22 protein-coding genes are annotated in these 26,295 nt (G+C 68.2%); 11 read left to right on the top strand and 11 right to left on the bottom strand.

Going from position 1 to position 26,295, the window contains the following annotated elements:
- The 4 genes from RTK35_RS14035 to pedF form a co-directional block, all read right to left on the bottom strand.
- Positions 1-969, bottom strand: a 969-nt coding sequence (locus tag RTK35_RS14035; protein ID WP_316908252.1) for an aldehyde dehydrogenase family protein, incomplete at its 3' end; no start/stop codon positions are given.
- Between the two features lie 109 nt (positions 970-1,078).
- Positions 1,079-2,011, bottom strand: a complete 933-nt coding sequence (locus tag RTK35_RS14030) for a quinoprotein relay system zinc metallohydrolase 1 (RefSeq protein ID WP_316908259.1) — start codon at positions 2,009-2,011, stop codon at positions 1,079-1,081.
- Positions 2,012-2,091: 80 nt separating this feature from the next.
- Entirely contained in the window at positions 2,092-2,841 is a 750-nt protein-coding gene (locus tag RTK35_RS14025) for a quinoprotein dehydrogenase-associated SoxYZ-like carrier (protein WP_107329479.1), read from the bottom strand.
- A 3-nt stretch (positions 2,842-2,844) separates the two neighbouring features.
- Positions 2,845-3,285, bottom strand: coding sequence for a cytochrome c-550 PedF (gene pedF / locus RTK35_RS14020; RefSeq protein ID WP_316908251.1), 441 nt, complete (start codon positions 3,283-3,285; stop codon positions 2,845-2,847).
- A 308-nt stretch (positions 3,286-3,593) separates the two neighbouring features.
- Here pedF and exaA point away from each other — a divergent pair, with 308 nt between their 5' ends.
- Both exaA and RTK35_RS14010 read left to right on the top strand, forming a co-directional pair.
- Positions 3,594-5,459: a quinoprotein ethanol dehydrogenase gene (gene exaA / locus RTK35_RS14015; RefSeq protein WP_044406077.1), complete on the top strand. Its 1,866-nt coding sequence runs from the start codon at positions 3,594-3,596 to the stop codon at positions 5,457-5,459.
- A gap of 53 nt (positions 5,460-5,512) precedes the next feature.
- The gene (locus RTK35_RS14010; protein ID WP_142011174.1) at positions 5,513-6,199 is read left to right on the top strand and encodes a pentapeptide repeat-containing protein; all 687 of its coding nucleotides are present in this window, start codon (positions 5,513-5,515) and stop codon (positions 6,197-6,199) included.
- Between the two features lie 369 nt (positions 6,200-6,568).
- Here the strand turns inward: RTK35_RS14010 and RTK35_RS14005 are convergent, their stop codons facing one another.
- Positions 6,569-7,777 (bottom strand): ammonium transporter, encoded by a 1,209-nt coding sequence (locus RTK35_RS14005; RefSeq protein ID WP_044406083.1) that lies wholly within the window; start codon positions 7,775-7,777, stop codon positions 6,569-6,571.
- Positions 7,778-8,146: 369 nt separating this feature from the next.
- Here RTK35_RS14005 and RTK35_RS14000 point away from each other — a divergent pair, with 369 nt between their 5' ends.
- The 6 genes from RTK35_RS14000 (at position 8,147) to RTK35_RS13975 (ending at position 13,026) form a co-directional block, all read left to right on the top strand.
- Positions 8,147-8,461 (top strand): YqjD family protein, encoded by a 315-nt coding sequence (locus tag RTK35_RS14000; RefSeq protein WP_044406086.1) that lies wholly within the window; start codon positions 8,147-8,149, stop codon positions 8,459-8,461.
- A 1-nt stretch (position 8,462) separates the two neighbouring features.
- Entirely contained in the window at positions 8,463-8,852 is a 390-nt protein-coding gene (locus RTK35_RS13995; RefSeq protein WP_316908250.1) for a phage holin family protein, read from the top strand.
- Positions 8,849-9,184 (top strand): hypothetical protein, encoded by a 336-nt coding sequence (locus tag RTK35_RS13990; RefSeq protein WP_044406092.1) that lies wholly within the window; start codon positions 8,849-8,851, stop codon positions 9,182-9,184. Before RTK35_RS13995 ends, RTK35_RS13990 begins: the two co-directional genes overlap by 4 nt.
- A 109-nt stretch (positions 9,185-9,293) precedes the next feature.
- Positions 9,294-10,457, top strand: a complete 1,164-nt coding sequence (locus tag RTK35_RS13985; protein ID WP_316908249.1) for an EAL domain-containing protein — start codon at positions 9,294-9,296, stop codon at positions 10,455-10,457.
- A gap of 103 nt (positions 10,458-10,560) precedes the next feature.
- Positions 10,561-11,892, top strand: a complete 1,332-nt coding sequence (locus RTK35_RS13980) for a deoxyguanosinetriphosphate triphosphohydrolase (RefSeq protein WP_074968910.1) — start codon at positions 10,561-10,563, stop codon at positions 11,890-11,892.
- A 9-nt stretch (positions 11,893-11,901) separates the two neighbouring features.
- A complete protein-coding gene (locus RTK35_RS13975) occupies positions 11,902-13,026 on the top strand; it encodes an FUSC family protein (protein ID WP_142011180.1) in 1,125 nt (374 codons plus the stop codon).
- Between the two features lie 46 nt (positions 13,027-13,072).
- Here RTK35_RS13975 and RTK35_RS13970 read toward each other — a convergent pair whose 3' ends face one another.
- Positions 13,073-13,714: a response regulator transcription factor gene (locus tag RTK35_RS13970; protein ID WP_044406209.1), complete on the bottom strand. Its 642-nt coding sequence runs from the start codon at positions 13,712-13,714 to the stop codon at positions 13,073-13,075.
- Positions 13,715-14,110: 396 nt separating this feature from the next.
- On the opposite strand from RTK35_RS13970, the gene RTK35_RS13965 reads away from it, so the two are divergent.
- Positions 14,111-17,074 carry an HD domain-containing phosphohydrolase gene (locus tag RTK35_RS13965; RefSeq protein WP_316908248.1) on the top strand — a complete coding sequence of 988 codons (2,964 nt, stop codon included), beginning with the start codon at positions 14,111-14,113 and terminating at the stop codon, positions 17,072-17,074.
- Between the two features lie 71 nt (positions 17,075-17,145).
- On the opposite strand, the gene RTK35_RS13960 is transcribed toward RTK35_RS13965, so the two are convergent.
- Positions 17,146-17,487 (bottom strand): YggL family protein, encoded by a 342-nt coding sequence (locus tag RTK35_RS13960; protein WP_044406107.1) that lies wholly within the window; start codon positions 17,485-17,487, stop codon positions 17,146-17,148.
- Between the two features lie 193 nt (positions 17,488-17,680).
- Here RTK35_RS13960 and dacB point away from each other — a divergent pair, with 193 nt between their 5' ends.
- Positions 17,681-19,129, top strand: a complete 1,449-nt coding sequence (gene dacB, locus RTK35_RS13955; RefSeq protein WP_074969251.1) for a D-alanyl-D-alanine carboxypeptidase/D-alanyl-D-alanine-endopeptidase — start codon at positions 17,681-17,683, stop codon at positions 19,127-19,129.
- Positions 19,130-19,160: 31 nt separating this feature from the next.
- Here dacB and RTK35_RS13950 read toward each other — a convergent pair whose 3' ends face one another.
- Positions 19,161-21,920 carry a diguanylate cyclase gene (locus RTK35_RS13950; RefSeq protein ID WP_074968916.1) on the bottom strand — a complete coding sequence of 920 codons (2,760 nt, stop codon included), beginning with the start codon at positions 21,918-21,920 and terminating at the stop codon, positions 19,161-19,163.
- A gap of 126 nt (positions 21,921-22,046) precedes the next feature.
- A complete protein-coding gene (gene rlmKL, locus RTK35_RS13945; RefSeq protein WP_316908247.1) occupies positions 22,047-24,233 on the bottom strand; it encodes a bifunctional 23S rRNA (guanine(2069)-N(7))-methyltransferase RlmK/23S rRNA (guanine(2445)-N(2))-methyltransferase RlmL in 2,187 nt (728 codons plus the stop codon).
- 430 nt (positions 24,234-24,663) lie between these two features.
- On the opposite strand from rlmKL, the gene rmf reads away from it, so the two are divergent.
- Positions 24,664-24,879 carry a ribosome modulation factor gene (rmf, locus tag RTK35_RS13940; RefSeq protein ID WP_074968920.1) on the top strand — a complete coding sequence of 72 codons (216 nt, stop codon included), beginning with the start codon at positions 24,664-24,666 and terminating at the stop codon, positions 24,877-24,879.
- An 89-nt stretch (positions 24,880-24,968) separates the two neighbouring features.
- Here rmf and RTK35_RS13935 read toward each other — a convergent pair whose 3' ends face one another.
- Both RTK35_RS13935 and RTK35_RS13930 read right to left on the bottom strand, forming a co-directional pair.
- Positions 24,969-26,006 carry a quinone-dependent dihydroorotate dehydrogenase gene (locus tag RTK35_RS13935; protein WP_069564861.1) on the bottom strand — a complete coding sequence of 346 codons (1,038 nt, stop codon included), beginning with the start codon at positions 26,004-26,006 and terminating at the stop codon, positions 24,969-24,971.
- A gap of 54 nt (positions 26,007-26,060) precedes the next feature.
- Positions 26,061-26,285 carry a DUF2835 domain-containing protein gene (locus RTK35_RS13930; protein ID WP_044406117.1) on the bottom strand — a complete coding sequence of 75 codons (225 nt, stop codon included), beginning with the start codon at positions 26,283-26,285 and terminating at the stop codon, positions 26,061-26,063.
- Positions 26,286-26,295: the final 10 nt, after the last annotated feature.

Below are 26,295 nucleotides of genomic sequence, written 5' to 3'. Positions count from 1 at the left end.
CTTCATCACTTCGGCCATGAAGGCGGGGTAGATGGATTCCTGCACCAGGGCGCGGGAGGGGCAGGTGCAGACTTCGCCCTGGTTGAAGAAGGCGAGGACCAGGCCTTCGGCGGCCTTTTCGATGAAGGCCGGCTCGGCCTGCATGATGTCTTCGAAGTAGATGTTGGGGCTCTTGCCACCCAGTTCGACGGTGCTGGGGATGATGTTCTCGGCGGCGCACTTGAGGATGTGCGAGCCGACGGGGGTGGAGCCGGTGAAGGCGATCTTGGCGATGCGCTTGCTGGTGGCGAGCGCTTCGCCGGCTTCCTTGCCGAAGCCCTGGACGACGTTGAGTACGCCGGGCGGCAGCAGGTCGCCGATCAGTTCCATGAGTACGGTGATGCCCAGCGGGGTCTGTTCGGCGGGCTTGAGGACGATGCAGTTGCCGGCGGCGAGGGCCGGGGCGAGCTTCCAGGCGGCCATGAGCAGCGGGAAGTTCCAGGGGATGATCTGGCCGACCACGCCGAGGGGTTCGTGGATGTGGTAGGCGACGGTGCCGTCGTTGATTTCGGCGGCGCCGCCTTCCTGGGCGCGGATGCAGCCGGCGAAGTAGCGGAAGTGGTCGGCGGCGAGCGGGATGTCGGCGTTGAGGGTTTCGCGCACGGCCTTGCCGTTGTCCCAGGTTTCGGTGACGGCGAGGACTTCGAGGTTCTGTTCGATGCGGTCGGCGATCTTCAGCAGGACGTTGGAGCGGTCCTGCACGGAGGTGCGGCCCCAGGCATCGGCGGCGGCGTGGGCGGCGTCGAGGGCCTTGTCGATGTCTTCGGCGGTGGAGCGGGGGAATTCGGCGATGGGCTGGCCGTTCACCGGGGAGGTGTTGGTGAAGTACTGGCCTTTGACCGGGGGCACGAATTCGCCGCCGATGTAGTTGCCGTAGCGGTCCTTGAAGGAAACGACGGCGCCGGGGGTGCCGGGTTGTGCGTAACGCATGCGATGGGCTCTCCTGACGGGGCCTGGCGCCGATACGGGCCAGGTGGTGAGTGGATGCTAGTGGCCACGCCGCCCCCATCGGTATGCGCCCATGGGTGCGGTGGCCTCCTCATTTGGTAGTAGCGCCTTGCAGCACGGCCTGTTCGTAGCGGGGGTAGAGGTGGCTGACGCTGCGCACCAGTTCGAAGCGACTGAGGCTGACGGCGGCGAAGCGCTCGGGAATCGGCGCGCGGATCAGCTCGTTCATGTCCGCGCCCTGGGCGGCACCCTCGCGCAGCAGGCCGTCGAGCCAGCCCAGGTAGTCGCGCATCTGATCGAAGGCGGCGGCGTCTTCGGTGACCGGCCCGTGCCCGGGCACCAGGTGCTTCCAGGGCAACGCCTGGAGCTGGCGCAGGTCGTCGAGCCAGACCTCCAGCCCCGGGCTGTTGGGGGTGGTGAGGGCACGCTGGTAGAACACCAGGTCGCCGGCGAACAGCACGCCGGTGCGCTCGTCGAGGATGGCCAGGTCGGCCCCGGTGTGGCCGCGCAGGGGCAGCAGGCGCAGCGGGTGGCCGCCAACGGTGCGGGTGCCCGCCTGCACGGCCTGGTCCGGCAGGCGCACTTCGGTGCCGCGCATCCAGTCGCCCACCAGGCGGTACATGTTCTCGGCCATGGCGTCGCCCTGCTGGCGCAGCAGTTCGGTGGTGCCGGGCAGTGCGGCGATGGGCACGTCGGCGAAGGCCTGGTTGCCGAGCACGTGGTCGGGGTGGTGGTGGGTGTTGAACACCAGCACCACCGGGCGCTCGGTGACCCGGGCGATGGCGCGGCGCAGGCTTTCGCCGTAGCGCCGCGAGGGGCCGGTGTCGATCACCACCACGCCGGCATCGGTGACGATGAAGGCGCTGTTGACCACGTTGCCGCCGTTGGAACTGCTGAAGTTCTCGGTGCTGCCTTCCAGCAGCCAGGTGTCGTCGGCAATGCGCCGGGGCTCCAGGGGGTATTCCGGCTCGGCACGGGACAGCAGCGGCAGCAGGATCAGGAACACCAGCACCAGCAGGCCCATCGCCGGGCGGGTGGCCACGGGCCGTGGTTCGCGGGGATGGGGCTCGTGATGGCGCACGTCTATCTCCTTGAGCGCACGGTTCAGAAGTCGGCCTCGAACTCGTTGCCGTTGTTGTCCCGCAGCCACAGGTGGGTCGGCTCCGGGGTGCGGGTCTCCAGGCTGAGGGTGGGGTTCTCGGCCACGGCGGGGAACAGCTCCAGGCTGGCGAGGACCTCGCCCGTGGGGCTGCGCAGTTCGGCCTGGTTGAGGAAGAACTCGGGCACGCCGCCGACCAGGCCGTTGTCCATGGGGTGGTCGATGCGCAGGCGCAGGCGGCTAACGCCGTCGTGGGCGAAGCGGGCGCCCTGGATGTGCCCGAGGCGCTGCTCCCAGCCCGGCTGGGCGCGCACCACGCTGGGCGCGGTGCAGCCACCGCCGGCGGCGTCGACCCAGGCGGAGCCGACATGCCAGACACCGTCATCGGTGAGCGCGGCAACCCGCACGGCGGTGGCCTGCTCGACACGGATGCGCACGGCCACCACCGGCAGCACCCGCTCGCCGGGGCGAAAATCGAAGATCCGCGGGATGGGATTGAGCTCGGCCCAGGCCACCAGCCGCCGCACCGGGCCGGGCAGCCCCCGGGCGTCGACCTGGATCGGCACCTGCCGGGCGTCCTCGGCGAAGGGCGGGGCCTGCAGCACCACGCGCGAGTCGAAGACGAAGGGGGCGCCTTCGAGGATGCGCTGGTGGTGGTAGGCCCACATCACCGAGGGCACCGGGTCCGGGCCCGGATCGGGAGCGGCCTGGACGTTCAGGCACACCCCCAGGGCCAGTGGCAGCCAGCGGCGCATGGCTCACTCGTCCACGTGGACGCTTTCCAGGTAGGAGCGGATGGCCCAGAGCGCTTCCTGGCTGAGGAAGTCGGCCATCTTCGGCATGTACACGGCCCCATCGCGAACGGCGCCGTTGATCACCCGCTCCTTGAACCACTCGTCACCGCTGGCATCGGTCTCCAGGTAGCGCAGGTCGGGGGCGATGCCGCCGGACTTGGCTTCCAGGCCGTGGCAGCGGGCGCAGTTCTGGTTGTAGGCCGAGGCGCCGATCTCCACCGCCAGGGCATTCTTCTCGTAGGGCGCGCGGTAGGGGTTGGTTTCGCGCCATTCCTTGCCCAGGGGTTCGAGGCCTTCGGTGTTCACCGACTGGGGCACCACGTCGCCGTGGGCCAGGGCCAGGCCGGACAGGCCCATGCCGGCGAGCAGCAGCAGACCGCGCAGGGTGTTCTTGTTGTTGTGCATGACTTCCATCCTCATCGAGATGCTGGGCAAGGCAACGCTCGCCTGGAGCGTGGTGCCGAGGATGGTAAGGAGGCCCCCAGGGGCCCCGAATGCTGCTTTGGTGGGCGCGCCCTACTCCCTTGGTAGCAGGCCCCGGGGAGGTGCCGGGGGAGGCTTTGGCAGCAAGTCCAAGTCATGTCCGGACTGGGAATTTTTCCCGGCCATCGCGGGAGTTTTTCCGTATCCCGGCAAGGGGGTCGCTTCCACTATGCGATACGCCAGGACGCCAGGTGGCGCACTGGTCCTCAACGACCACGGGAACCACAAAGATGACAACAAGATCGCTCCCCCACTCCCCGCTGGCCCTCGCCGTCAAGGGTCTGCTCCTCGCTGGCGGCCTGGCTGCCACCAGCGCTGCCTTCGCCAAGAACGTCACCTGGGAAGACATCGCCAACGACCATGTCTCGGTCAAGGACGTGCTGCAGTACGGCATGGGCACCAATGCCCAGCGCTGGAGCCCCCTGGCCCAGGTGAACGACAAGAACGTGTTCAAGCTGGTGCCGGCCTGGTCCTTCTCCTTCGGTGACGAGAAGCAGCGCGGCCAGGAGTCCCAGGCCATCGTCAGCGACGGGGTGATCTACGTCACCGCTTCCTATTCCCGCGTGTTCGCGCTGGACGCCAAGACCGGCAAGCGCCTGTGGGTCTACAACCACCGCCTGCCGGCCGACATCCGTCCGTGCTGCGACGTGGTCAACCGGGGCGCCGCGATCTTCGGCGACAAGATCTTCTTCGGCACCCTGGACGGCCGCCTGGTGGCGCTGAACAAGGACACCGGCAAGGTGGTGTGGAACAAGAAATTCGGCGACCACACGGCGGGCTACACCATGACCGGCGCGCCGACCCTCATCAAGGACCAGAAGACCGGCAAGGTGCTGCTGATCCACGGCAGCTCCGGTGACGAATTCGGCGTGGTCGGCCAGCTGTTCGCCCGCGACCCGGACACCGGCGAGGAAGTCTGGATGCGCCCCTTCGTCGAGGGCCACATGGGCCGCCTGAACGGCAAGGACAGCACCCCCACCGGCGATGTGAAGGCCCCCTCCTGGCCGGACGACAAGGACTCCCCCACCGGCAAGGTGGAAGCCTGGAGCCACGGCGGCGGCGCCCCCTGGCAGAGCGCCAGCTTCGACGCCGAGACCAACACCATCATCGTCGGCGCCGGCAACCCCGGCCCCTGGAACACCTGGGCGCGCACCGCCAAGGGCGGCAACCCCCACGACTACGACAGCCTCTACACCTCCGGCCAGGTGGGCGTGGACCCGAGCACCGGCGAGGTGAAGTGGTTCTACCAGCACACCCCGAACGACGCCTGGGACTTCTCCGGCAACAACGAGCTGGTGCTGTTCGACTACAAGGGCAAGGACGGCAAGACGGTGAAGGCCACCGCCCACGCCGACCGCAACGGCTTCTTCTATGTGGTGGACCGCACCAACGGCAAGCTGCAGAACGCCTTCCCCTTCGTCGACAACATCACCTGGGCCAGCCACATCGACCTGAAGACCGGCCGCCCGGTGGAGAACGAAGGCCAGCGTCCGCCGCTGCCCGAGCCGGGCCAGAAGCACGGCAAGCCGGTGGAGGTCTCCCCGCCCTTCCTCGGCGGCAAGAACTGGAACCCGATGGCCTACAGCCAGGACACCGGCCTGTTCTACGTGCCGGCCAACAACTGGAAGGAGGACTACTGGACCGAGGAGGTGAACTACAAGAAGGGCTCCGCCTACCTGGGCATGGGCTTCCGCATCAAGCGCATGTACGACGACCACGTCGGCAGCCTGCGCGCCATGGACCCGACCACCGGCAAGGTGGTGTGGGAGCACAACGAGCACCTGCCGCTGTGGGCCGGCGTACTGGCCACCAAGGGCAACCTGGTGTTCACCGGCACCGGTGACGGCTTCCTCAAGGCCTTCGATGCGAAGACCGGCAAGGAGCTGTGGAAATTCCAGACCGGCAGCGGGATCGTCTCCCCGCCCATCACCTGGGAACAGGATGGCGAGCAGTACATCGGCGTGACCGTCGGCTACGGCGGTGCCGTGCCCCTGTGGGGCGGCGACATGGCCGAACTGACCAAGCCGGTCGCCCAGGGCGGTTCCTTCTGGGTGTTCAAGCTGCCCAGCTGGGACAACAAGACCGCCAGCCGCTGACCATCCTCACCGGCGCGCCCTCGGGTGCGCCGGTTCTCGTTCCGGGAGCTGCCATGAACTACCTGCCCATGTTCCTTCCCCTGCTCATGCTGGTCTTCGGCCTCGCCTGGGCCCAGCCCGAACCCACCCAGCCCGCCGCCGACGACAGCGATGCCGACGCCGTGCGCGTGATCGACGGCTGCCGCCTGGAGCCCGGCGCCCACTGCCCGGGGGCCAACCTGTCCAACGCCGACCTGAGCAACCTGGACCTGCGCCGCATCGACCTGTCCGGGGCCAACCTGGCCGGTGCCAACCTGCGCCACGCCAACCTCGACCTGGCCAACCTGGAGAAGGCCCGGCTGGTGGGCGCCAACCTCACCCGCGCCAGCCTGCAGCAGACCAACCTGCGCCTGGCCGACCTCAGCGATGCGCACCTGATGGCCGTCCAGGGCTGGGGCCTGTTCGGCCAGGGCGCGCAGTTCAAGGGGGCCGACCTGACCGGTGCCTACCTGGAATTCGCCCGCCTCTCCGGCGCCAAGCTGCACGACGTGAACCTGCAGGCGGCCGACCTGGAGATGACCTTCCTCAGCCGCGCCGACCTCAAGGGCGCCCGCCTCAACGACGCCAACCTGCAGGAGGCCAAGCTCGCCGACGCCAACCTGGAGAACGCCGACCTCAGCGGCACCCGCCAGCACTACGCCTCGTTCCAGGGCGTGAACATGGAAGGCTGCACCGCCTGCCCCCAGGATTGGGAAAAGTAACCTGCACTCCGCTCGCGTTTCTGCAAGGGGCCAGGGATGGCCCCTTTTTTATGTCCGGGTACACCAGGATCGATTAAGCACACAGCCCACAACGATGGGCTTCGCACAGCTCAGCCCATCCTACGAACCGAGCAGCCGTAGGATGCGGTGAGCTGTGCGAACCGCATCAACCCGGGGCGCCCGGTGCGGCGGCGGGAGTGGATCGGTGGAATGTGATCCCCCTGCGCCACCTGAGCGCCCCCGTAGCCCGGACTTCAGTCCGGGAATGGCCTGCACCGCCTCCCCTGGGCTGAAGCCCAGGCTACGGGCGGAGCGCCCCGCAAACGAAAAGAGGCGCACAGGTGCGCCTCTCCGTGCCCGCTGCCGGGGTCAATCCTGGCTGGTCGCGCCGATGCGGTGGATCGACAGGTCGGCGCCGTAATACTCCTGCTCCTGGCTGAGGCGGATGCCCAGGGTCTTCTTCAGCAGGCCATACACGGCGAAGCCCCCCACCAGCGCCACCACCAGGCCCAGCGCGGTGCCGATGAACTGGCTGGCGAGGCTGACGCCGCCGAGGCCGCCCAGGGCCTGCTGGCCGAAGAGGCCGCAGGCAATGCCGCCCCAGGCGCCGCACAGGCCGTGCAGTGGCCAGACGCCGAGGACGTCGTCGATCTTCCATTTCACCTGGGTGGCGGTGAAGGCCCAGACGAACAACCCACCGGCGATGGCGCCGGTGGCCAGGGCGCCCACCGGGTGCATCAGGTCGGAGCCGGCGCACACCGCCACCAGGCCGGCCAGCGGCCCGTTGTGCAGGAAGCCGGGGTCGTTGCGGCCCACCAGCAGCGAGGCCGCCGTGCCGCCCACCATGGCCATCAGCGAGTTGACCGCCACCAGGCCGCTGACGCCCTGCAAGGTCTGGGCGCTCATGACGTTGAAGCCGAACCAGCCGACGATGAGGATCCACGAGCCGAGGGCCAGGAACGGGATGTTCGACGGGGCGAAGGCGATCAGCCGGCCATCACGGTAGCGGCCATCGCGGCGGCCCAGCAGCACCACCGCGCCGAAGGCCAGCCAGCCGCCCACGGCATGCACCACCACCGAGCCGGCGAAGTCATGGAAGCTGGCGCCGAAACTGGCTTTCAGCCAGTCCTGCAGGCCGAAGTTGCCGTTCCAGATCAGCCCTTCGAAGAAGGGGTAGACGAAGGCGACGATCAGCGCGGTGGCGCACAGCTGCGGGCCGAACTTGGCGCGCTCGGCGATGCCGCCGGAGATGATCGCGGGGATGGCGGCGGCGAAGGTCAGCAGGAAGAAGAACTTCACCAGCGCGTAGCCGTGGTCCTCCGCCAGGACGGCGGCCGGCTGCAGGAAGTTGACCCCGTAGGCCACCCAGTAACCGATGAAGAAGTAGGCCAGGGTGGAGACGGCGAAGTCCGAGAGGATCTTCGACAGGGCGTTGACCTGGTTCTTCTGCCGCACGGTACCGACTTCGAGGAAGGCGAAGCCGGCGTGCATGGCCAGGACCATGACCGCACCCATCAGGATGAACAGGGTATTGGAGCCGTGGATCAGGGTTTGCACGGCGCTGTTGAGGTTTTCCATCGAGAGAGGGCTCTCCGGCAGTGAAAGGGCACCAAGAAAGGTCACAGCACCATCACAGCGCACCAGACTGATGCCACCCCACCGGGGACCGCTCCCTGGCGATGCCCCGCAACGGGGCGAAAGGCAGTGTGAAGCATCAGCTGACTCATGACTTTTTCTTTATTTATCAGTCGCTTGACCAATCAAGCGTGCACCTCGGCAGGCCGCCTTGCCGCTCGATAACGGGGCGTTTTCCAGCCGGGCGCACCAGGGCAAAGCAAGCCGCATACCAAGGCACGGCGGGCGTTGGCGGACGGCCGGGCAAATTTCCCCTGAACCCTTTGCGCCAGGCAGGACTCAGAACCCCTGAGCCTTTCAAGGAGAACCGCCATGCCCCGCAACAACGCCTCCCGCGCCCAGGATGACCTGATCGCCGAATTCCAGGCCCTCGTCGGCGACACCGAGAAACTGCTGCAGCACACCGCGAGCCTGGCCGGCGAGCAGGCCGAGGACCTCCGCCTGCAGATCCACGATTCCCTCAAGCGCGCCCGGGAAACCCTGAACCTCGCGGAAGAACGCCTGGTGGACAAGGGCAAGGCCGCCGTCGCCGCCACCGAGGGTTACGTGCAGGAGCACCCGTGGCAGACCATCGGCCTCGCCGCCGGGGTCGGCTTCCTGCTCGGCCTGCTGGCCAACCGTCGCTGACATGCAGGCGGACGCGCCCAACCCCGAGGCCGGCGAGCCCGGCCCGTCGCCGCGCCGCCTCGGCGCGGCCGTGCTGGGGCTGCTGCACAGCCATGTGGAGCTGTTCGGCATCGAGCTGCAGGAGCAGAAGGCCAACAGCCTGCGCCTGCTGCTGTTCGCCGGGCTGGCGCTTGTCTTCGCCCTGCTGCTGCTGATGAGCCTGTCGACGCTGGTCCTGGTGCTGTGCTGGGACGCCTGGCGCCTGCAGGCCATCGGCGGGCTCTGCCTGTTCTACGGGCTGCTCACCGTCTACTGCGCCTGGCGCCTGAAGCAGGCCGTGGACGACGAAGCATCCCCCTTCGCCGGCACCCTCGAAGAGCTGGCCCTTGACCGCGAGCGCCTGCTGCCATGACCCAGCCGCCCCTGCCCTCCTCCCGCCGTGAACTGCGCAAGGCGCTGGTCCGCCTGCGCCTGGAGATGCACCGCCAGGAGATCCGCCACGAAGCCCAGGTGATCACCCGGCCCCTGCGCCGGGTGAAGGGCCTGGCGCAAGGCCTGCAGCATCCCCTGGGCCAGGGGCACGCACCACTCTGGGGCATTGCCGGCATCGCCGCGCTGGGTTTCTTCGCGGCCCGCGGCGGCTCGCTGGCGCGCTGGGTCCGGCTGGGTGGCACCCTGCTACCGCTGCTGGGCGCCCTGTGGAAGCAACACAGCCAGGCCGTGGACCGCCCGCCCCGCCCCTGATCGTCGGACAAACTGGCCACGTTCTTGCTAATGGAACGGTCCGGGCATCGCCCGTCGTTCCCGCGCTGGCTTGCGCGGACCCTGGGGTCATTACAACAAGGAGCCGCCCGTGATCGAGGGGCAACCACTCGCCTCTTTCCAGCCCTTCATCGATACCGCCACCGGCCGGATCGCGGGGGTCGAGGCCCTGGGGCGGCTGCGCCTGGAAGACGCCACCCTGCGTTCGGTGGGCCCGCTGTTCGTCGACCCGCGCATCCCGCCCGCCGCCCTGCGCCGGCTGGACCGGGAGATCCGCGAGGACGCCCTGCGCCGCCTGCACGAAGCGCCGGCCGACTGGTTCCTCAGCCTCAACATCTCGCCCCGCTGGATCAGCCGACTGCGCCCCGGCCAGGCCCTGCCCAGCCTCAAGCAGCTGCAGCGCAACGGCGTGAGCCCAGAACGCATCGTCTTCGAGATCACCGAACTGGGCGGCGCCAGCCAGCGCCTGCCGGACGTGGTGGCGCGCTACCGCGAGGCCGGTGCACGCATCGCCATCGATGATTTCGGCGCGGGCTATTCGCAGCTCGACCGGGTGCTGGCGTTGCAGCCGGACATCCTCAAGCTGGACATGCAGCTGTTCCAGGCCGCCGCCCGGGGCGGGCCGAGCGGCGAGGTGGTGAAGGCGCTGGCGCAGATGGCGGAGAAGACCGGCTGCTGGATCATCGCCGAGGGCGTGGAGACCGAGGCCGAGCTGGACTTCGCCCTGGAGTGCGGCGCCCGCTACGTGCAGGGCTACCTGTTCGCCGCGCCGCACCTGGCGTTCTTCCCGGCGGAGGCCTTCGTTGCGCGCTTCGCCGAGCTGCGCGATCGCTACGTGAAGCGCAAGCTGGCCGAGCGCTCGCAGCTGATGGACATGCGCCAGCAGCTGAACCGTCTGATGAACCAGCTGAAGACCTGGGCCGAGGCCGGCGGCAGCCACCAGGCGCTGCCGAACCCCGCCGAGTTCCCCTGGCTGCTGCGCATCTACCAGTGCGACCGCACCGGCACCCAGCTGACCCCCAACCTGGAATGGCACCAGGGCGCGTGGCGGGAGGACGCCCGTTACCAGGGCCACAACTGGTCCTGGCGGCCGTACTTCTACCAGTTGCTGGCCGAGGGCTGGGAGGAGCGCCGCCTGACGCTCTCCACCACCTACCGCGACGCCACCACCAACCAGTACTGCCTGACCGCCGGCCAGTTCATCGACAACGGCCGCCGCCTGCTGCTGGTGGACATCGACGCCGCCGGGCTCTGAGCCAGGCGCGGAACTCCCGCGGCCGTCCCAAGGTCCACTTGCCTCGCCCGGGCTTAACCGGGAAGCTAGCCTCCCATTGAGCCACTGAAGGCGAGGACAGGCATTGGACTGGCAGACACTGCTTACCCGGGAACGGCTCGGCAAGCCGGTGCACAGCACCGAGGAGCTGGGCCGCAGCCCGTTCCACAAGGATCACGACCGCATCATCTTCTCCGGCGCCTTCCGCCGCCTGGGCCGCAAGACCCAGGTGCACCCGGTCTCCAGCAACGACCACATCCACACCCGCCTGACTCATTCCCTGGAGGTGGGCTGCGTCGGACGCTCCCTGGGCATGCGCGTGGGCGAAGTGCTGCGCGAGGCGCTGCCGGACTGGTGCGAGCCCTCGGACCTGGGGGTGATCGTGCAGTCCGCCTGCCTGGCCCACGACATCGGCAACCCGCCGTTCGGCCACTCCGGCGAGGACGCCATCCGCCACTGGTTCCAGCAGGCGGCCGGGCGCGGCTGGCTGGATGCGATGAGCGACGTCGAGCGCGCCGATTTCCTCAGCTTCGAGGGCAATGCCCAGGGCTTCCGCGTGCTCACCCAGCTGGAGTACCACCAGTTCGACGGCGGCACGCGCCTGACCTACGCCACCCTCGGCGCGTACCTCAAGTACCCCTGGACCTCGCAGCACGCCGAGGCGCTGGGCTACAAGAAGCACAAGTTCGGCTGCTACCAGAGCGAACTGCCGCTGATGGAGCAGATCACCCAGAAGCTCGGCATGCCGCAGCTGGAACCGCAGCGCTGGGCGCGCCACCCGCTGGTCTACCTGATGGAGGCGGCCGACGACATCTGCTACGCCCTCATCGACCTGGAAGACGGCCTGGAGATGGAGCTGCTGGACTACGCCGAGGTGGAGGCCGTGCTGCTGGGCCTGGTGGGCGACGACCTGCCGGAAACCTACCGCCAGCTGGGCCCCCACGACTCGCGCCGGCGCAAGCTGGCGATCCTGCGTGGCAAGGCCATCGAGCACCTGACCAACGCCGCCGCGCGGGCCTTCGTCGAACAGCAGGACGCCCTGCTCGCCGGCACCCTGCACGGCGATCTGGTGGAGCACATGGACGGCCCGGCCAAGCGTTGCGTGCTGCGCGCCAAGGCCATCGCCCGCGAACGCATCTTCCAGGACAAGCGCAAGACGCTGCACGAGATCGGCGCCTACACCACCCTGGAAATCCTCCTCAACGCCTTCTGTGGTGCGGCGCTGGAGCAGCATGGCGGGCGTACGCCGTCATTCAAGAACCGGCGCATCCTCGACCTATTGGGCAACAACGCGCCCAACCCAGGCTGGCCGCTGTACCGCTCCTTCCTGCGGGTGCTGGACTTCATCGCCGGCATGACCGACAGCTACGCCACCGAGATGGCCCGGGAGATGACCGGCCGTTCGAGCCCGGTCTAGGGAGCCTCCGTGCGTCAGGCGATCAGGCAGAGCTTCCACTGGCACGCCGGCCCTCCGGCCTGGGGCCCGGCGGCCATCGCCGGCCTGGGCTGCGGCCTGCCGCTGCTGCTCGGCCTGTTCACCGCGCACACAGGCTTTCTCTGGGCGGCCACCGGGGCCTTCCAGGCGGCGCTGGCCAACCCGATGCACCGCTTCGGCATGCTGCGCATGCTGCTGCTCACGCTGCTCGGCGCCCTCAGCGCAGGCATCGGTTTCTGGGCCGCCAGCCATCCCCTGGCCAGCCTCGGCACCTTCGCCCTGTGGGGTTTCCTGCTGGCGGTGCTGCAGCGCTACGGCACGGAGCTGGGCAAGCTGGGGGTCGGGCTGGCGGTGTGCCTGTGCCTCGGCCAGGGCCAGGCCGGCAGCGGCAACCTGCACAACGGCCTGGCGGTGGGGGCGCTGTTCGCCATCGGCGGGCTGTGGGTGATGCTGCTGGCGTTCTTCCTACGGGGCGCCCACGGCCTGCGCCTGTGGCCGGTGCTGCCGCGCCTGGGCGGGTTCATCAAGGTGTTCGGCCGGCATGCCGGACGACTGCCGCAGCGGCTGTGGTGGATCCACGCCCTGGCCTGCACCCTGGCGGTGGCCCTGGCGGGCCTGGCAGCCAACCTCAGCGGTCTGCCGCGAGGCTACTGGCTGACGCTGACGGTGGTGACGACGTTGCAGATGGAGCTGGACGGCAGCCTGGTGCGGGCCATCCAGCGCAGCCTCGGCAGCCTGGCGGCGGCGCTGGCGCTGATCCTGTTCGGTCACTGGCTTGAAAGCCCGGGTTGGCTGGTGGCGGCGATGCTGCCGCTGATCGTGCTCAGCCGTGCCTTCATCGCCCAGCACTACGGCCTGTTCGTGGCGCAGACCACGCTGTGCTTCGTGCTGCTGGCCGAGAGCCTGGCCCACGACTGGCACCTGCCGGAGGTGCGTCTCTACAACAGCCTGCTGGGCGCCGCCCTGGCACTGCTGGTGGCCTACGGCGCGCACCGCGCACGCCTGCACTGGACGCCACAGGCGCCGGCGGAGGCAGACGTGGAAGTAGAGGAAGCGCTTGGGGCGGCTGGACCGGCCCCGCAGGCGGAGCCCGTCACCGAGCCCCTGCGCGACTGACCCCCGCAGCGTCGCCGATCCCGACGCCTACGGGGTTGTGATGCGCTCAGACCAGCGCGTTGCGATTGGCGAACTCCACCAGCTCGATCAGCGAGCGGGCGTTGAGCTTGAGCAGCAGGCGGGACTTATAGGTACTGACGGTCTTGTTGCTGATGAACATCTCGTCGGCGATGCGTTTGTTGCTGTAGCCGTTGGCCAGGTACTTGAGCACCACCAGCTCGCGGTCGGAGAGGCGGCTGATCAGCTCCTGCTCGTCGGGGACACCGACCTGGCGCTTGCCGGAACGGATCACATCGCTGGGGAAGTAGCTGTAGCCCGAAAGCACCGCGCGTACGGACGAAGCCAGTTCGCCCAGGTCGCCTTCCTTGCAGACGAAACCGGCAGCGCCGGCCTGCATGCAGCGGGCGGCGTAGTGGCTGGGGTTCTGCCCGGTCAGCACGAGGATGCGCAGCGGCAGCTCCAGCGAACTGAGGCGGGCGATGACGTCGAGGCCGCCGAGCTTGGGGATGCCGATGTCGAGGATGATGAGGTCCGGCACGTGTTCGCGGGCCAGGGCGATGGCATCGACGCCGTTGTCGGTCTCGGCGATCACTTCATACCCCTCGCGGTTGAGCAGCAGGCGCACGGCCAGTCGGATCACGGGGTGGTCGTCGACGATCAGCACCTTGCTCGGTGCTTCGCTGCCCATGCGCAGGAACTCATCCAGGTCTACCAATTTGCTCACCTTTTTATCTCCCTTGAGGGTGTACGGGTTTCGCCAAGATAGAGATGACGGGAGACCTGTCGAGCGTCGATGGGGTGGATCGCAGGGATTAAGGACGTAGCTGTCAGAACCTTAGGATTAGTCCTACTTCCTAACCGCAGCGTCAGGGCCTAATGCCGTCTTTTCCACTCTTAATCCCAGCTCTCGCTACCACTGGAAGCAGATGCACCCTCCGCCCACATGTGCTTCCACCTGCCCAGCCATGGCACAGGCAGCTGCCGCTGCCTCGACGCGCCGTTGTTTTTCCCTGGGCCCCGGCGTCTTCCCAAGGCCTCATCTATGCTGCAAGCGCGCCCCAAACAGGGATCAGGAGCTTCGGCAATGCCCAGGTCGCTCGAACGTCGATTTCCGTTGCATGTCCACATCAGCCTGCTGTTCACGCTGCTCCTACTGACCTCTGGAGTGATCCTCGGGGTCTTCAACTACCGGCAGGCCACGCAGATCATCCTGTCCAGCAGCGACGCGCTGTTCGGGAAAATCAGCCAGCAGGTGGAGGCGGACCTGGAGGGCACCTACCGCCCCATCGACACCCTGCTCAACCTGATGGCCCTGACGCCAGGCAGCGCACAGGACCCCGCCTGGCAGCGCCAGGAACGCCTGCTCAGGCCCTTCGTCCAGGCCCTGCGCGACCACCCCAAACTGGCCGCCCTCTACCAGGGGTATGACGACGGCGACTTCCTCATGGTCCGCCCGCTGCGCACCGAGGCGTTGAAGAAGCGCTTCGATGCCCCGCCCGGTGCGGCCTTCCAGGTCTGGAGCATCGAGCGCAACAACCTGTCCCGCGCGCAGTCGGAATCGCTGTTCCTCGATGACGACCTGGCGGTGATCAGCCGTCGGCAGGACCTCAACGAGCGCTACGATCCACGCAGCCGCCCCTGGTTCAACACCGCCCTGGAGCAGGGGGGCCACATCGCCACCGCGCCCTATGTGTTCTTCTCCAGCGGTGCGGTGGGTACCACCCTGGCCATGCCGGCGGGCGAGGATTCGGTGATCGGCGCCGACCTGACCCTGGCCGACCTCTCCGCCACCCTGGCGGCGCACCGGGTCACCCCCGGCACCCAGGTGGTGCTGTTCGCCCCCAGTGGCGAGGCAGTGGCCTACCCCGACAGCACGCGCCTGATCACCCGCATCGACGACAAGCCGCGCCTGACCATGGCCCGCGACCTGGACCCAGCCATCGCCGCGCTGCTCGACCGCAGCGAGCAAGACGACCTGCGCACCACCCTGAAACTGGCGGGACGGCAATGGGTGGTTTCCCGCCAGCACCTGCAGGCCGGCGGCCCCAAGGGGCTCTACCTGGCCCTGCTGGCCCCCGAGGACGAGCTGCTGGCCGATGCCTACCGCATCCGCTGGCAGGGCGGCGTGCTCACCCTGGTCATCCTCATCCTGTGCATCCCGGTCGGCTGGCTGCTGTCACGCATCCTGGTGAAGCCCCTGCGGGCGCTGGTGGTGGAAGCCGAGGCCATCCGTCGCTTCGACTTCGATATGCCCGCGCTCGGCCGCTCGCCGGTGCTGGAGGTGGACCAGTTGGCCGTGGCGATGGAGAAGATGAAGGTCACCCTGGGCAGCTTCCTCGACATCACCGCCAGCCTCTCGGCGGAGAAGCGCTTCGATGCGTTGCTGAGCCGGGTCCTCGACGAGACCGTGGAGATCAGCGAATCCGCCGGCGGCATCCTCTACCTGCTGGACGCCGAACAGGGAAGGCTCGAACCCCAGGCCCTGTTCCTCGACGGCCAGCAGCGGCAGCCCTCGGAGCTCGGCCTGGCCGCACGGGACATGAACGACCCCGCCCTCCCCGCCTGGATCCGCCAGCCCGCCAACGGCGGCGCGACCCTGGCCCAGTCGCTCGGCTACGACCAGGCTGGCGAACTGGGGCCGCTGCTGAACGCCCTGGGCACGCCGCGCGCCCACCTGATGGGCACCGGCCTGCACAACCGCCAGGGCGACACCATCGGCTTGCTGGTGCTGCTGCAGCGCGACACCGGCGGCGAGGCCAACCCCGCCATGCTGCGGCCGGAACGCATCGCCTTCGTCGAGGCCCTGTCCGGCGTGGCGGCGCTGTGCATCGAAAGCCAGCGCCTGCTGGAACGGCAGAAGCAGCTGCTGGATGCGTTCATCCAGCTGATCGCCGGCGCCATCGACGCCAAGAGCCCCTACACCGGCGGCCACTGCCAGCGGGTCCCGGAGATCACCCTGGCCCTGGCCCGTGCGGCCGCCGAGAGCGACGACGGCCCCTTCCGCGACTACAACCCCAGCGACGAGGACTGGGAGGCCCTGCACATCGCCGCCTGGCTGCACGACTGCGGCAAGGTGACCACCCCCGAGTACGTGGTGGACAAGGCCACCAAGTTGGAAACCCTCTACGACCGCATCCATGAAGTGCGGATGCGCTTCGAGGTGCTCAAGCGCGATGCCTGGATCACCTACTGGCGGGCCCGTGCAGAAGGAGCCGATGAGGCCGTGCTGGCGGCGCAGCGGGACGCGCTGCTGGCCACCCTGGATGACGAATTCGCCTTCATCGCCCGCTGCAACCTGGGCGGGGAGTTCATGGCCGAGGCAGACCAGCAGCGGCTGCACGCCATTGCCGGGCGCACCTGGCTGCGCACCCTGGACGACCGCCTGGGGGTGTCCTGGGAAGAGGCCCAGCGCCAGGCCCGCACGCCGCCACGCCCCCTGCCGGCGGAGGAGCCGCTGCTGGCGGACCGTCCCGAGCACCTGCTGGAGCGCCCCGAGGGCGAGCGCATGGCGGCGGACAATCCGTGGGGCTTCCGTCTCGACGTGCCGGAACACAAGTTCAACCGGGGCGAACTGCACAACCTCGCCATCGCACGCGGCACGCTGACGGCGGAGGAGCGCTACATCATCAACCACCACATCGTGCAGACCATCCTGATGCTCAGCCGCCTGCCCTTCCCGCCGCACCTGAAGAACGTGGCGGAGATCGCTGGCGGGCACCACGAGAAGATGGATGGCACCGGCTATCCCAAGCGCCTGGCCCGCGAGCAGATGAGTCTGCCGGCGCGGATGATGGCCATCGCCGACATCTTCGAGGCGCTGACAGCCGTTGACCGCCCCTACAAGAAGGGCAAGACCCTCTCCGAGGCGCTGGGGATCATGGCCGGCATGTGCAAGGGCGCGCACATCGACACCGAGCTGTTCGGGCTGTTCATCCGCAGCGGCGTGTACCGGGACTACGCCGAACGCTTCCTGCGGCCCGAGCAGGTGGATGCGGTGGACGAGGCACAGCTGCTGCAGCGGGCGGGGGTGACGGAGAGCCCGTCATAGCCACTGCGGCCTTCCTGCGAGCATGAAAAAAGGCGCCCTGGGGCGCCTTTTTTCCGAGTCACGTCAACTGCTTACTGGGCGTTGATCGCGTTCTCGGGGTACCACACGTCGACCAGCGGGCTGAGGTTGAACTCGGCCAGTTCGCTGCGGCCCTTGAGCCAGGCTTCCAGGGCGGTGCGCTGCTCTTCGTTGACCGAGCCACGCTTGGCCAGGCAGACGAAGCCGTAGTCTTCGCCACCGACGTAGCCCAGGCCGTTGCCATCGATGGCTTCGACGATGAAGGCATCCAGGAAGTCCTGCAGCGCGTTGAGGTCCAGGCCTTCCTTGTAGGTCAGGCTGAGTTCGCAGCCCAGCTCCTGGAATTCATCCACACAGAGCTTCTTACGCAGGCGACGGGAGCGGTTCTTGGCCATCAGGCAGTCCTCAGAGGTTTTCAAGGCGCGCACTCTAGCAGGTTCGGCGCCGCTTGGCCCGTGCCGCATGGGGCCCTGCGCCCGGCGGTTGCTTGCGGCATAATGCGCGCATTTTCCCCAAACCACCGCGGGAACACCCAGCCATGCATGACCCCGTTGTCCGCCTCCGCCTGGAGGATCGTCGTTGATGTCCCTGTTCAAGACCCTTCGCCCACTCGCCTTCGCCGGCCTGCTCCTGCCCCTCGCCCTGCCGGCCCAGGCCGTCCAGGTCAATGCGACCCTCACGCCGAAGGTCCAGCAGGCCCTGAAGAAGAACAAGATCGCCCCCTCCTCCCTGTCGCTGGTGACCCTGCCGCTGACCGGCCCGGGCGCCCAGACCATCTTCAATGCGGACGTGTCGGTGAACCCGGCCTCCACCATGAAGCTGATCACCACCTACGCCGCCCTGGAGCTGCTGGGCCCCACCTACCAGTGGAAGACCGAGTTCTACACCGACGGCACGCTCAAGGACGGGGTGCTCAACGGCAACCTCTACCTCAAGGGCGGTGGCGACCCGAAGCTGAACATGGAGAAGCTGTGGCTGATGATGCGCGACCTGCGCGCCAACGGCGTGCTGAAGGTCACCGGTGACCTGGTGCTGGACCGCAGCCGCTTCGTCCACCCGCAGTTGCCGGCGTTCAACGACGACGGCGGCGACGACAACAAGCCCTTCCTGGTGGGCCCGGATTCGCTGCTGGTCAACCTCAAGGCCCTGCGCTTCGTCGCCCGCGCCGATGGGGGCCGCGTGACCCTGGCGGCCGAGCCGCCCATCGAGAGCATCCGCCTGGACAACCAGATCAAGGTGACCAAGGCCGCGCCCTGCCCCGCCTTCCCCGACGTGCGCTACAACCCGGTGACCCAGTTCGACGGCACCACGGTGATCGCCACCGGCCAGCTGCCGGAAGGCTGCAGCGCCCAGACCTACCTGTCGATCCTCGACCACCCGGCCTACGCCGCCGGTGCCGTGCGCGCCATCTGGAAGGAGCTGGGCGGCTCGATCCTCGGCAAGGACCGCCAGGCCGACGTGCCCAAGGACGCCAAACTGCTGGCCCGCGCCTTCTCCCCGGACCTGGTGGAGATCATTCGGGACATCAACAAGTACAGCAACAACACCATGGCGCAGCAGCTGTTCCTCAGCATCGGCGCGCAGTTCCGCACCGACGCCGATGGCGACGACGCCAAGGCGGCGCAACGGGTCATCCGCAAGTGGCTGGCACAGAAGGGCATCACCGCCCCGCATCTGGTGATGGAGAACGGCTCGGGCCTGTCGCGCAACGAGCGGGTCAGTGCGCGGGAGATGGCCACCATCCTCCACGCGGCCTGGCAGAGCCCCTACGCCGCCGAGTACATCGCCTCGCTGCCGCTGGTGGCGATGGACGGCACCATGCGCAAGCGCCTGCGCCGAACCCCCATGGCAGGCGAAGCCCACATCAAGACCGGGACGCTGAATACCGTGCGGGCCATTGCCGGCTTCAGCCGCGACGGCGCGGGCAACACCTGGGCCGTGGTGGCGATCCTCAACGACCCGCGCCCCTGGGGTGCCTCGTCGATCCTCGATCAGGTGCTGCTGGACCTGCACCAGTCCAAGGGCGGCGCCCGCTGAAGTTGAATGGCGGCCCCGCCCGGGGCCGCATTCAGGCCGCGACGCAGACGCGGTTGCGTCCGGCCTGCTTGGCGGCGTAGACCGCCTCGTCGACCCGCCGCAGCAGGTCGTCGGCCAGTTCCCCCTCCCGCCAGCAGGCCAGCCCGAAGCTGGCAGTGACCACGCCCACCTCCGGCAACGCCTCCTTCGACAGCGTGTTCCACAGCGCGTCGGCCAGGACCTGGACCTGGGACTCGCCGGTGTTGGGGCAGATGACGATGAACTCCTCGCCCCCCAGGCGGCAGAACACGTCGATGCGGCGCAGCCGCTCGCCGACCCGCTGGCAGATGGCCTTGAGCACCCGGTCGCCGGCTTCGTGGCCGAAGCGGTCGTTGACCTGCTTGAAGTGGTCGATGTCGAACATCAGCACCGACAGCGGCCCTTCGCTGCGCTGGGCGCGGGCGATCTCCACCTCCAGGCGCTCCTGGAAGTGCCGGCGGTTGTAGACGCCGGTGAGCGCGTCGGTGATGGACAGGGTGCGCAGCTCCTGCTCCACCAGCTTGTGGCCGGTGATGTCGGAGATGTAGCCATGCCAGAGCACGCTGCCGTCGGGCATGCGTTCGGGCACCGATTCGCCGCGCAGCCAGCGCACACCCTTCTGCGGCAGGAGCACACGGAAGTCCTCGCGCCAGGTTTCCAGGGTCTGGGCGGAGGCGAGGATGCTGCCCTGCACCCGTTCGAGGTCTTCCGGGTGCACACGCTGGAACACCCGCTCGCCATCCTGCCGGACCTCGGGTGCGTTCATCTCCACCAGGTCGTGGATGCCGGCGCTGACGTAGGGGAAACGGCTGGAGCCATCGGGCATCAACTGGTACTGGTAGATCGCCCCCGGTACCCGCGCGCTGAGCTTCTCCAGCAGGCGGTCGCGTTCCTCCAGGGCCTGCTGGACGCGCTTGCGCTCGGTGATGTCGGTGGAAATGCCGAGGAAGCCGATCAACTCGCCCGCCTCGTTGCGCACCTCGGTGAGGATCAGGTTGCCGATCAACTGGCTGCCGTCCTTGCGCACGTAGGTCCACTCGTGTTCGTCGTAGCAGCGCCCGGCAGTCACCTCCACCACATAGCGGTGGAAGTCGGGCACCGGGCGGCCGAGGCGCTGGGCCAGGGCCGCGCAGCGCTCGCGCACCTCGCTTTCCAGGTGCAGGGTGCGGGGACGGGTGCCGAGCATCTCCTCGGCGCTGTAGCCGAACATGCGCTCGGCACCGGCGTTGTACTGGAGGATGTAGCCCTCCAGGTCGGTGGCGATGATCGACACCTCGGTCGCCGCGTCCAGCAGGCTGCGCAGGTTGCCGTTGGCCAGGGCCAGTTGCAGCTCCACCGCCTTGCTCTCGCTGATGTCGGTCTGGGTGCCGATCAGCCGCAGCGGCGAGCCATCGTCATTGATCTCCACCACCTGGCCGCGCTCCAGCACCCAGGCCCAGCTGCCGTCCTTGCGACGCATGCGGTGCTCGCTGCGGTAGACGTCGACCTCGCCGTTCAGGTAGCGCCGCAGCGCCTCCCGCGAGCCCTGCAGGTCATCGGGGTGACGCAGCCCGAGCGCGGTGTCGAGGCTGTCCTCCAGCTCGCCGGGCAGGTAGCCGAGCATGGTCTTCCAGGCCGGAGAGAAGAACATCCGCCCGCTGTCCGGCTCCCAGTCCCAGACGCCGTGGCCGGCGCCGTCCAGGGCGAAGCTCCAGCGCTCCTCGCTGAGCTTGAGCTGCAGCTCGCGCTGACGCAGCTCGGCGGTGCGCTCGGCCACCAGGCGCAGGGCCCGCTGGCGCTGGCTGATGAGCAGCAGGACGTAGCCGCCCAGCATCAGGCTGAGGGCGATGCCGGTGCCCAGCACCAGGTGCCAGGAGGTGGTGCGGTTGTCGGCGAGAAACTTCGGGCTGGGCCGTACCTCAAGGCGGTAGGTCCGGTCACCGAAGGCCAGGGTACGTTCCAGCACCAGCTCGCTGTCGTCGGCGACGGAATGGCTCTGGTAGAGGCGTTGCGGACGAACCGGGTCGGTGATGTCGTCGAGCCGCGTGGGCATATTGGCGAGCATTTCGCTCGGCAGGCCGTCTTCCAGCTCCTGGCGCAGGCTCACGATGGCGACGACGAAACCGGGCAGTGGCTCCTCCGCCCGCCCAAGCACCGGGGCGACGATCAGGACGCCTTCGTGGATGTTGTCCGGCATGCCATAGACCCGGACCAGGCCGGACACCGTCACCTGCCGCTCCACCTCGGCCTTGTTCAGCAGGGCCTGGCGCTCGGGCAAGGCGCGCATGTCCAGGCCGATGGGCAGCTCGCTGTTGCGGCGGGCCGCTCCATAGAAGAGCGGCAGGTAGTAGTCGCGGGCGGGGCTGGCCCCTTCCAGGTCATGGATGCGGAAGTCCGCCAATCCCTCGTGGCGCGCCGTGCTCTCGTAGCGGTCACGCTGGCCGGCGTCCACCCGCGGTACCCAGTAGTACGCCAGCGTGTCCAGCAGCATCGGCTCGACGAAGCGCCGGTAGCGCTGCAGGTCGAGGCGGGGCGAGTTGGCGACGAAACGCTGCAGCGCATCCAGCTCCTTGAGTTGCCCGTTGAGGCGCTCCTCGACCCGGCTGATGCGCTCGTTGGCGACCTGGGCGAAGCGCTCCCGCAGCTGGTGCTCCTCGGAGTCGTGCACGGCTCGACCAAGCAGGACGGTGAACCCCAGGCCGATACCGATCACCAGTACGCAGATGAGCAGGAGCAGACCGCGGTTGCCTGCGGGGAAGGAAGGGGACGTGATTGACTGGGCAGGCGTAGCCATGCTCGAGCCTCGGTTCGTGATGGAAAAGACGTCCCTGTGATCACAAACCTAGCGGGATGCTGGCATTTTGCCTAGCGCCGTCGGGAAAAGTTCCGCCCCGCCCTTACGGGCGGGGACGGACGGTGCTCAACGGGCGGTCAGGCGCCAGGCTCGGTGGATCTTGCCGTTGCGGGCGAAGTCCGGGTCGATGGTTTCGGCGCTGATCTCGCTGACCTGGTAACGGGCGCCCAGGGCTTCATCCAGCTGGAACTTGCGGAAGTTGTTGGAGAAGTAGAGCACCCCGCCAGGCGCCAGGCGGGCCATGGCCAGGTCGAGCAGGTGCACGTGGTCGCGCTGGACGTCGAACACCCCTTCCATGCGCTTGGAGTTGGAGAAGGTCGGCGGGTCGATGAAGATCAGGTCGTACTCGCCGCGATCCTCCTCCAGCCAGGCCATCACATCGCCCTGCTGCAGCCGTTGCTTGTCGGAGAAGCCGTTCAGCGAGAGGTTGCGCCGCGCCCAGTCCAGGTAGGTCTTGGAGAGGTCGACGCTGGTGGTGCTGCGGGCACCGCCCTTGGCGGCATGCACGGTGGCGGTGGCGGTGTAGCAGAACAGGTTGAGGAAGCGCTTGCCCGCGGCCTCGCGCTGGATGCGCAGGCGCATGGGACGGTGGTCGAGGAACAGGCCGGTGTCCAGGTAGTCGGTGAGGTTGACCAGCAGCTTCACGCCACCTTCGTTCACCTCCATGAAGCGCCCTTCGGCGCCCTGGCGCTCGTACTGGCGGGTGCCGGTCTGCCGCTCGCGGCGCTTGACCACCACGCGGGACGGGTCGATCTGCAGGGTCTGGGGAATCGCCGCAAGGGCGTCCAGCAGGCGGGCCTGGGCCTTCTCCGGGTCAATGGAGCGCGGCGGGGCGTATTCCTGCACGTGCACCCAGTCACCATAGAGGTCGACGGCCAGGGCGTACTCGGGCATGTCGGCGTCATACAGGCGGTAGCACTGGATGCCTTCCTTGCGCGCCCACTTGCCCAACTGCTTGAGGTTCTTCTGCAGGCGGTTGGCGAACATCTGCCCGCCCTCGGACAGGCGTGCCGGCTCTGCGGCCGGGGCCACGCCCGGCTCTGCCTCGGCGGTGGAATCCTGGCGGCGCGAGCCGGTGACGAACTGCTCGGGCAGCACCTTGATCAGCAGCAGCTTGCAGGGCAGCGCGCCGTTCCAGAAGGCGTACTGCTTGTGGCTGCGGATGCCCATGCGCTTGCCCAGCTCGGGCGCGCCGGTGAATACCGCGGCTTCCCAGCCCATGCAGGCCTGGCGCAGCCGCTCGCCGAGGTTCTGGTAGAGGTAGAGCAGGCTGGCTTCGTCACCGAGGCGTTCGCCGTAGGGCGGGTTGCTGATGACCAGGCCCTTCTGGTTCTGGTCCGGGCGCGGTTCGAAGGTGGCCAGTTCGCCCTGGTAGATCTTCACCCAGGCGCCCAGCCCGGCACGCTCGATGTTGTTGCGGGCCGGCTGGATCAGCCGGGGGTCGGCCTCGTAGCCACGGATCCACAGCGGCGGGCGGGCCAGGCCGGCGTCGGCACGGGCCTGGGCCTCGTCGTGCAGCTTGCGCCAGATCGCCGGTACGTGGCCGAGCCAGTTGGAGAAGCCCCAGCGCTCGCGCTTGAGGTTGGGGGCGACGTCGGCGGCCATCATCGCCGCCTCCACCAGGAAGGTGCCGACACCGCACATGGGGTCGGCCAGGGCGCCGCCCTCGGCAGCGATGCGCGGCCAGCCGGCGCGGATCAGGATCGCCGAGGCGAGGTTCTCCTTCAGCGGCGCCGCGCCCTGCTGCAGGCGGTAGCCGCGCTGGTGCAGGCTGTGGCCGGCGAGGTCGAGGGAGAGGATCGCCTCGCCCTTCTCCAGGCGCAGGTGCAGGCGCACGTCGGGGTTCTGCTTGTCCACCGAGGGGCGCTGGCCGGTGCTGGTGCGCAGGCGGTCGACCACGGCGTCCTTCACCTTGAGGGCGCCGAAGTGGGTGTTGTCGATGCCGGCGCCGTGGCCGCTGAACTCCACGGCCAGGCTGCCGTCGGCGGCCAGGTGGTCATGCCAGTCCACGGCCTTGACGCCCTCGTAGAGGTCGTCGGCATTGCTCACCGGGAAGCGCGCGAGCACCAGCAGCACGCGGTTGGCCAGGCGCGACCAGAGGCACAGCCGATAGGCCGTTTCCAGGCTGCCGTGGCCGCGAATGGCAGCGACCTGCTCGCGGGGCTCCTCCAGGCCGAGCTGGCTGGCTTCCTCCAGCAACAGCCCTTCCAGGCTTTTCGGGCAGGTGAGGAAGAGTTCGTAACGGTCCGACATGCTAGTTCCAGTGCCTTTCGGCTGATCAACGGCGCGGAAATGTCTCCACACCTCGAAGAATTATGTGACTGAAGGTCGCAGAACGTCCCTTCGTCGGATTGGAGAATTCTCATTCTCAAGCGCGAGGCCTTCATGGCACCTCGACATCAACTTCGCGCAAGGCCGCGCCACAGGGGGCACAGGGCGCCGAGGGGCGAAAAACAGCCCCTCCGGCTTATGGTCCGGAGCCCATGTTCGTTACGTCCTTATGACAAAACGATCATTCCAATGCCCCGGAGCAAGGGTTAGAACACAGCTTAATCCGCTACCGCAACGGCAGCGGACGAGGGGAGCGCCACGCCGGCAGCGCCTCCCCGAAGGCAGGCCAGACCTGCCAGGCCCGGCACCCGGGCCATGGGACATAACAGTCAACAAATGAGGGCTACACCCTATGAGAAGACTTAAGCGTGATCCGATGGAACGAGCATTCCTGCGCGGTTATCAGCACGGCATTCATGGCAAATCCCGCGACCTTTGTCCTTTCACCCATCCCACCACTCGCCAAGCCTGGATCAACGGCTGGCGGGAGGGCCGCGGCGACCACTGGGATGGCTTTACCGGCACGGCCGGCATTCACCGACTCAATCAACTCCACGCCGTAGGCTGATACCTCGGACCTGACCGATTTCACCAAGCACGCCCCATCCGGGCGGCGGGCGCAAGCCCAGGGGCTCCCAAGCGGGAGCCCTTTTCATTTCAGCGCCCCTTGCCGAATCCCGGCAGCGCGGCGATGGCGTCCACCGATTCACGGATGAGCGCCGGCCCCTTGTAGATGAAGCCCGAGTAGATCTGCACCAGGCTTGCGCCGGCGGCGATCTTCTCGGCGGCGTGACGGCCTTCGGTGATCCCGCCCACGGCGATGATCGGCAGGCGCCCGCCCAGTTCCGCCGCCAGCACCTTCACGGTGTGGGTGCTCTTCTCCCGCACTGGCGCGCCCGACAGGCCGCCGGCTTCGTCACCATGCTCCAGGCCCTCGACGCCTTCGCGGCCCAGGGTGGTGTTGGTGGCGATCACCGCATCCATGCCCGACTCCACCAGCGCGCTGGCCACCAGGGCAGTTTCCTCGTCGCTCATGTCCGGGGCGATCTTGATCGCCAGTGGCACGCGGCGGCCGTGCTGCACGGCGAGGTCTTCCTGGCGCTGGCGCAGGGCTTCGAGCAACTGCTTGAGCGAGTCACCGAACTGCAGGCTGCGCAGGCCGGGGGTGTTAGGTGAGCTGACGTTGACCGTCACGTAGCTGGCGTGGGCGTAGACCTTGTCCAGGCAGATCAGGTAGTCGTCGACGGCGCGCTCGACCGGGGTGTCGAAGTTCTTGCCGATGTTGATGCCCAGCACGCCGTCGTATTTGGCCGCACGCACCCGAGCCAGCAGGTGGTCGACGCCGTGGTTGTTGAAGCCCATGCGGTTGATCACCGCCTCGGCCTGGGGCAGGCGGAACAGGCGCGGCTTGGGGTTGCCCGGCTGCGGCCGGGGGGTGACGGTGCCGATCTCGACGAAGCCGAAGCCCAGCTGGGCGAAGCCGTCAATGGCGTCGCCGTTCTTGTCCAGGCCGGCAGCCAGGCCCACGGGGTTGGGGAACTCAAGCCCCATCACCTTCACCGGGAGGCTGGCCGGTGCCTTGGTCAGCAGGCGGTTCAGGCCCAGGCGTCCGCCGGCCCCGATCAGGTCGATGGACAGCTCGTGGGAGGTTTCCGGGGACAGTTTGAACAGCAGCTCGCGGGCCAGGGTGTACATGGGCGGGTTTTCGATCGGCGGGATGGGCCGGCGATTATAGCCGTCGGACCCGACTCAGGCGAGGCGACGCAACGACTCCAGGGTGCCGCTGGCCGGGTCGAACACCAGCTCGAAGGAACCGCGGATGCCTTCGTGGGTCAGAAAAGGCCGCAGATGATGCGCAGGTAAGCTAACCTTGCGCCCGTCCCGGCTACGCACCATCACCCGATTGGCGTGGCCCTGATAGACCGCGAGGAACTGGTCCGCGGTCAGTGAGATATCCAGCACCAGGCTGGGCATGGAGGCCTCC

It is taken from the genome of Pseudomonas sp. zfem003, assembly GCF_032621675.1.
Lineage (GTDB): Bacteria > Pseudomonadota > Gammaproteobacteria > Pseudomonadales > Pseudomonadaceae > Metapseudomonas > Metapseudomonas otitidis.
This window is presented reverse-complemented; position numbering and strand designations above follow the sequence as displayed.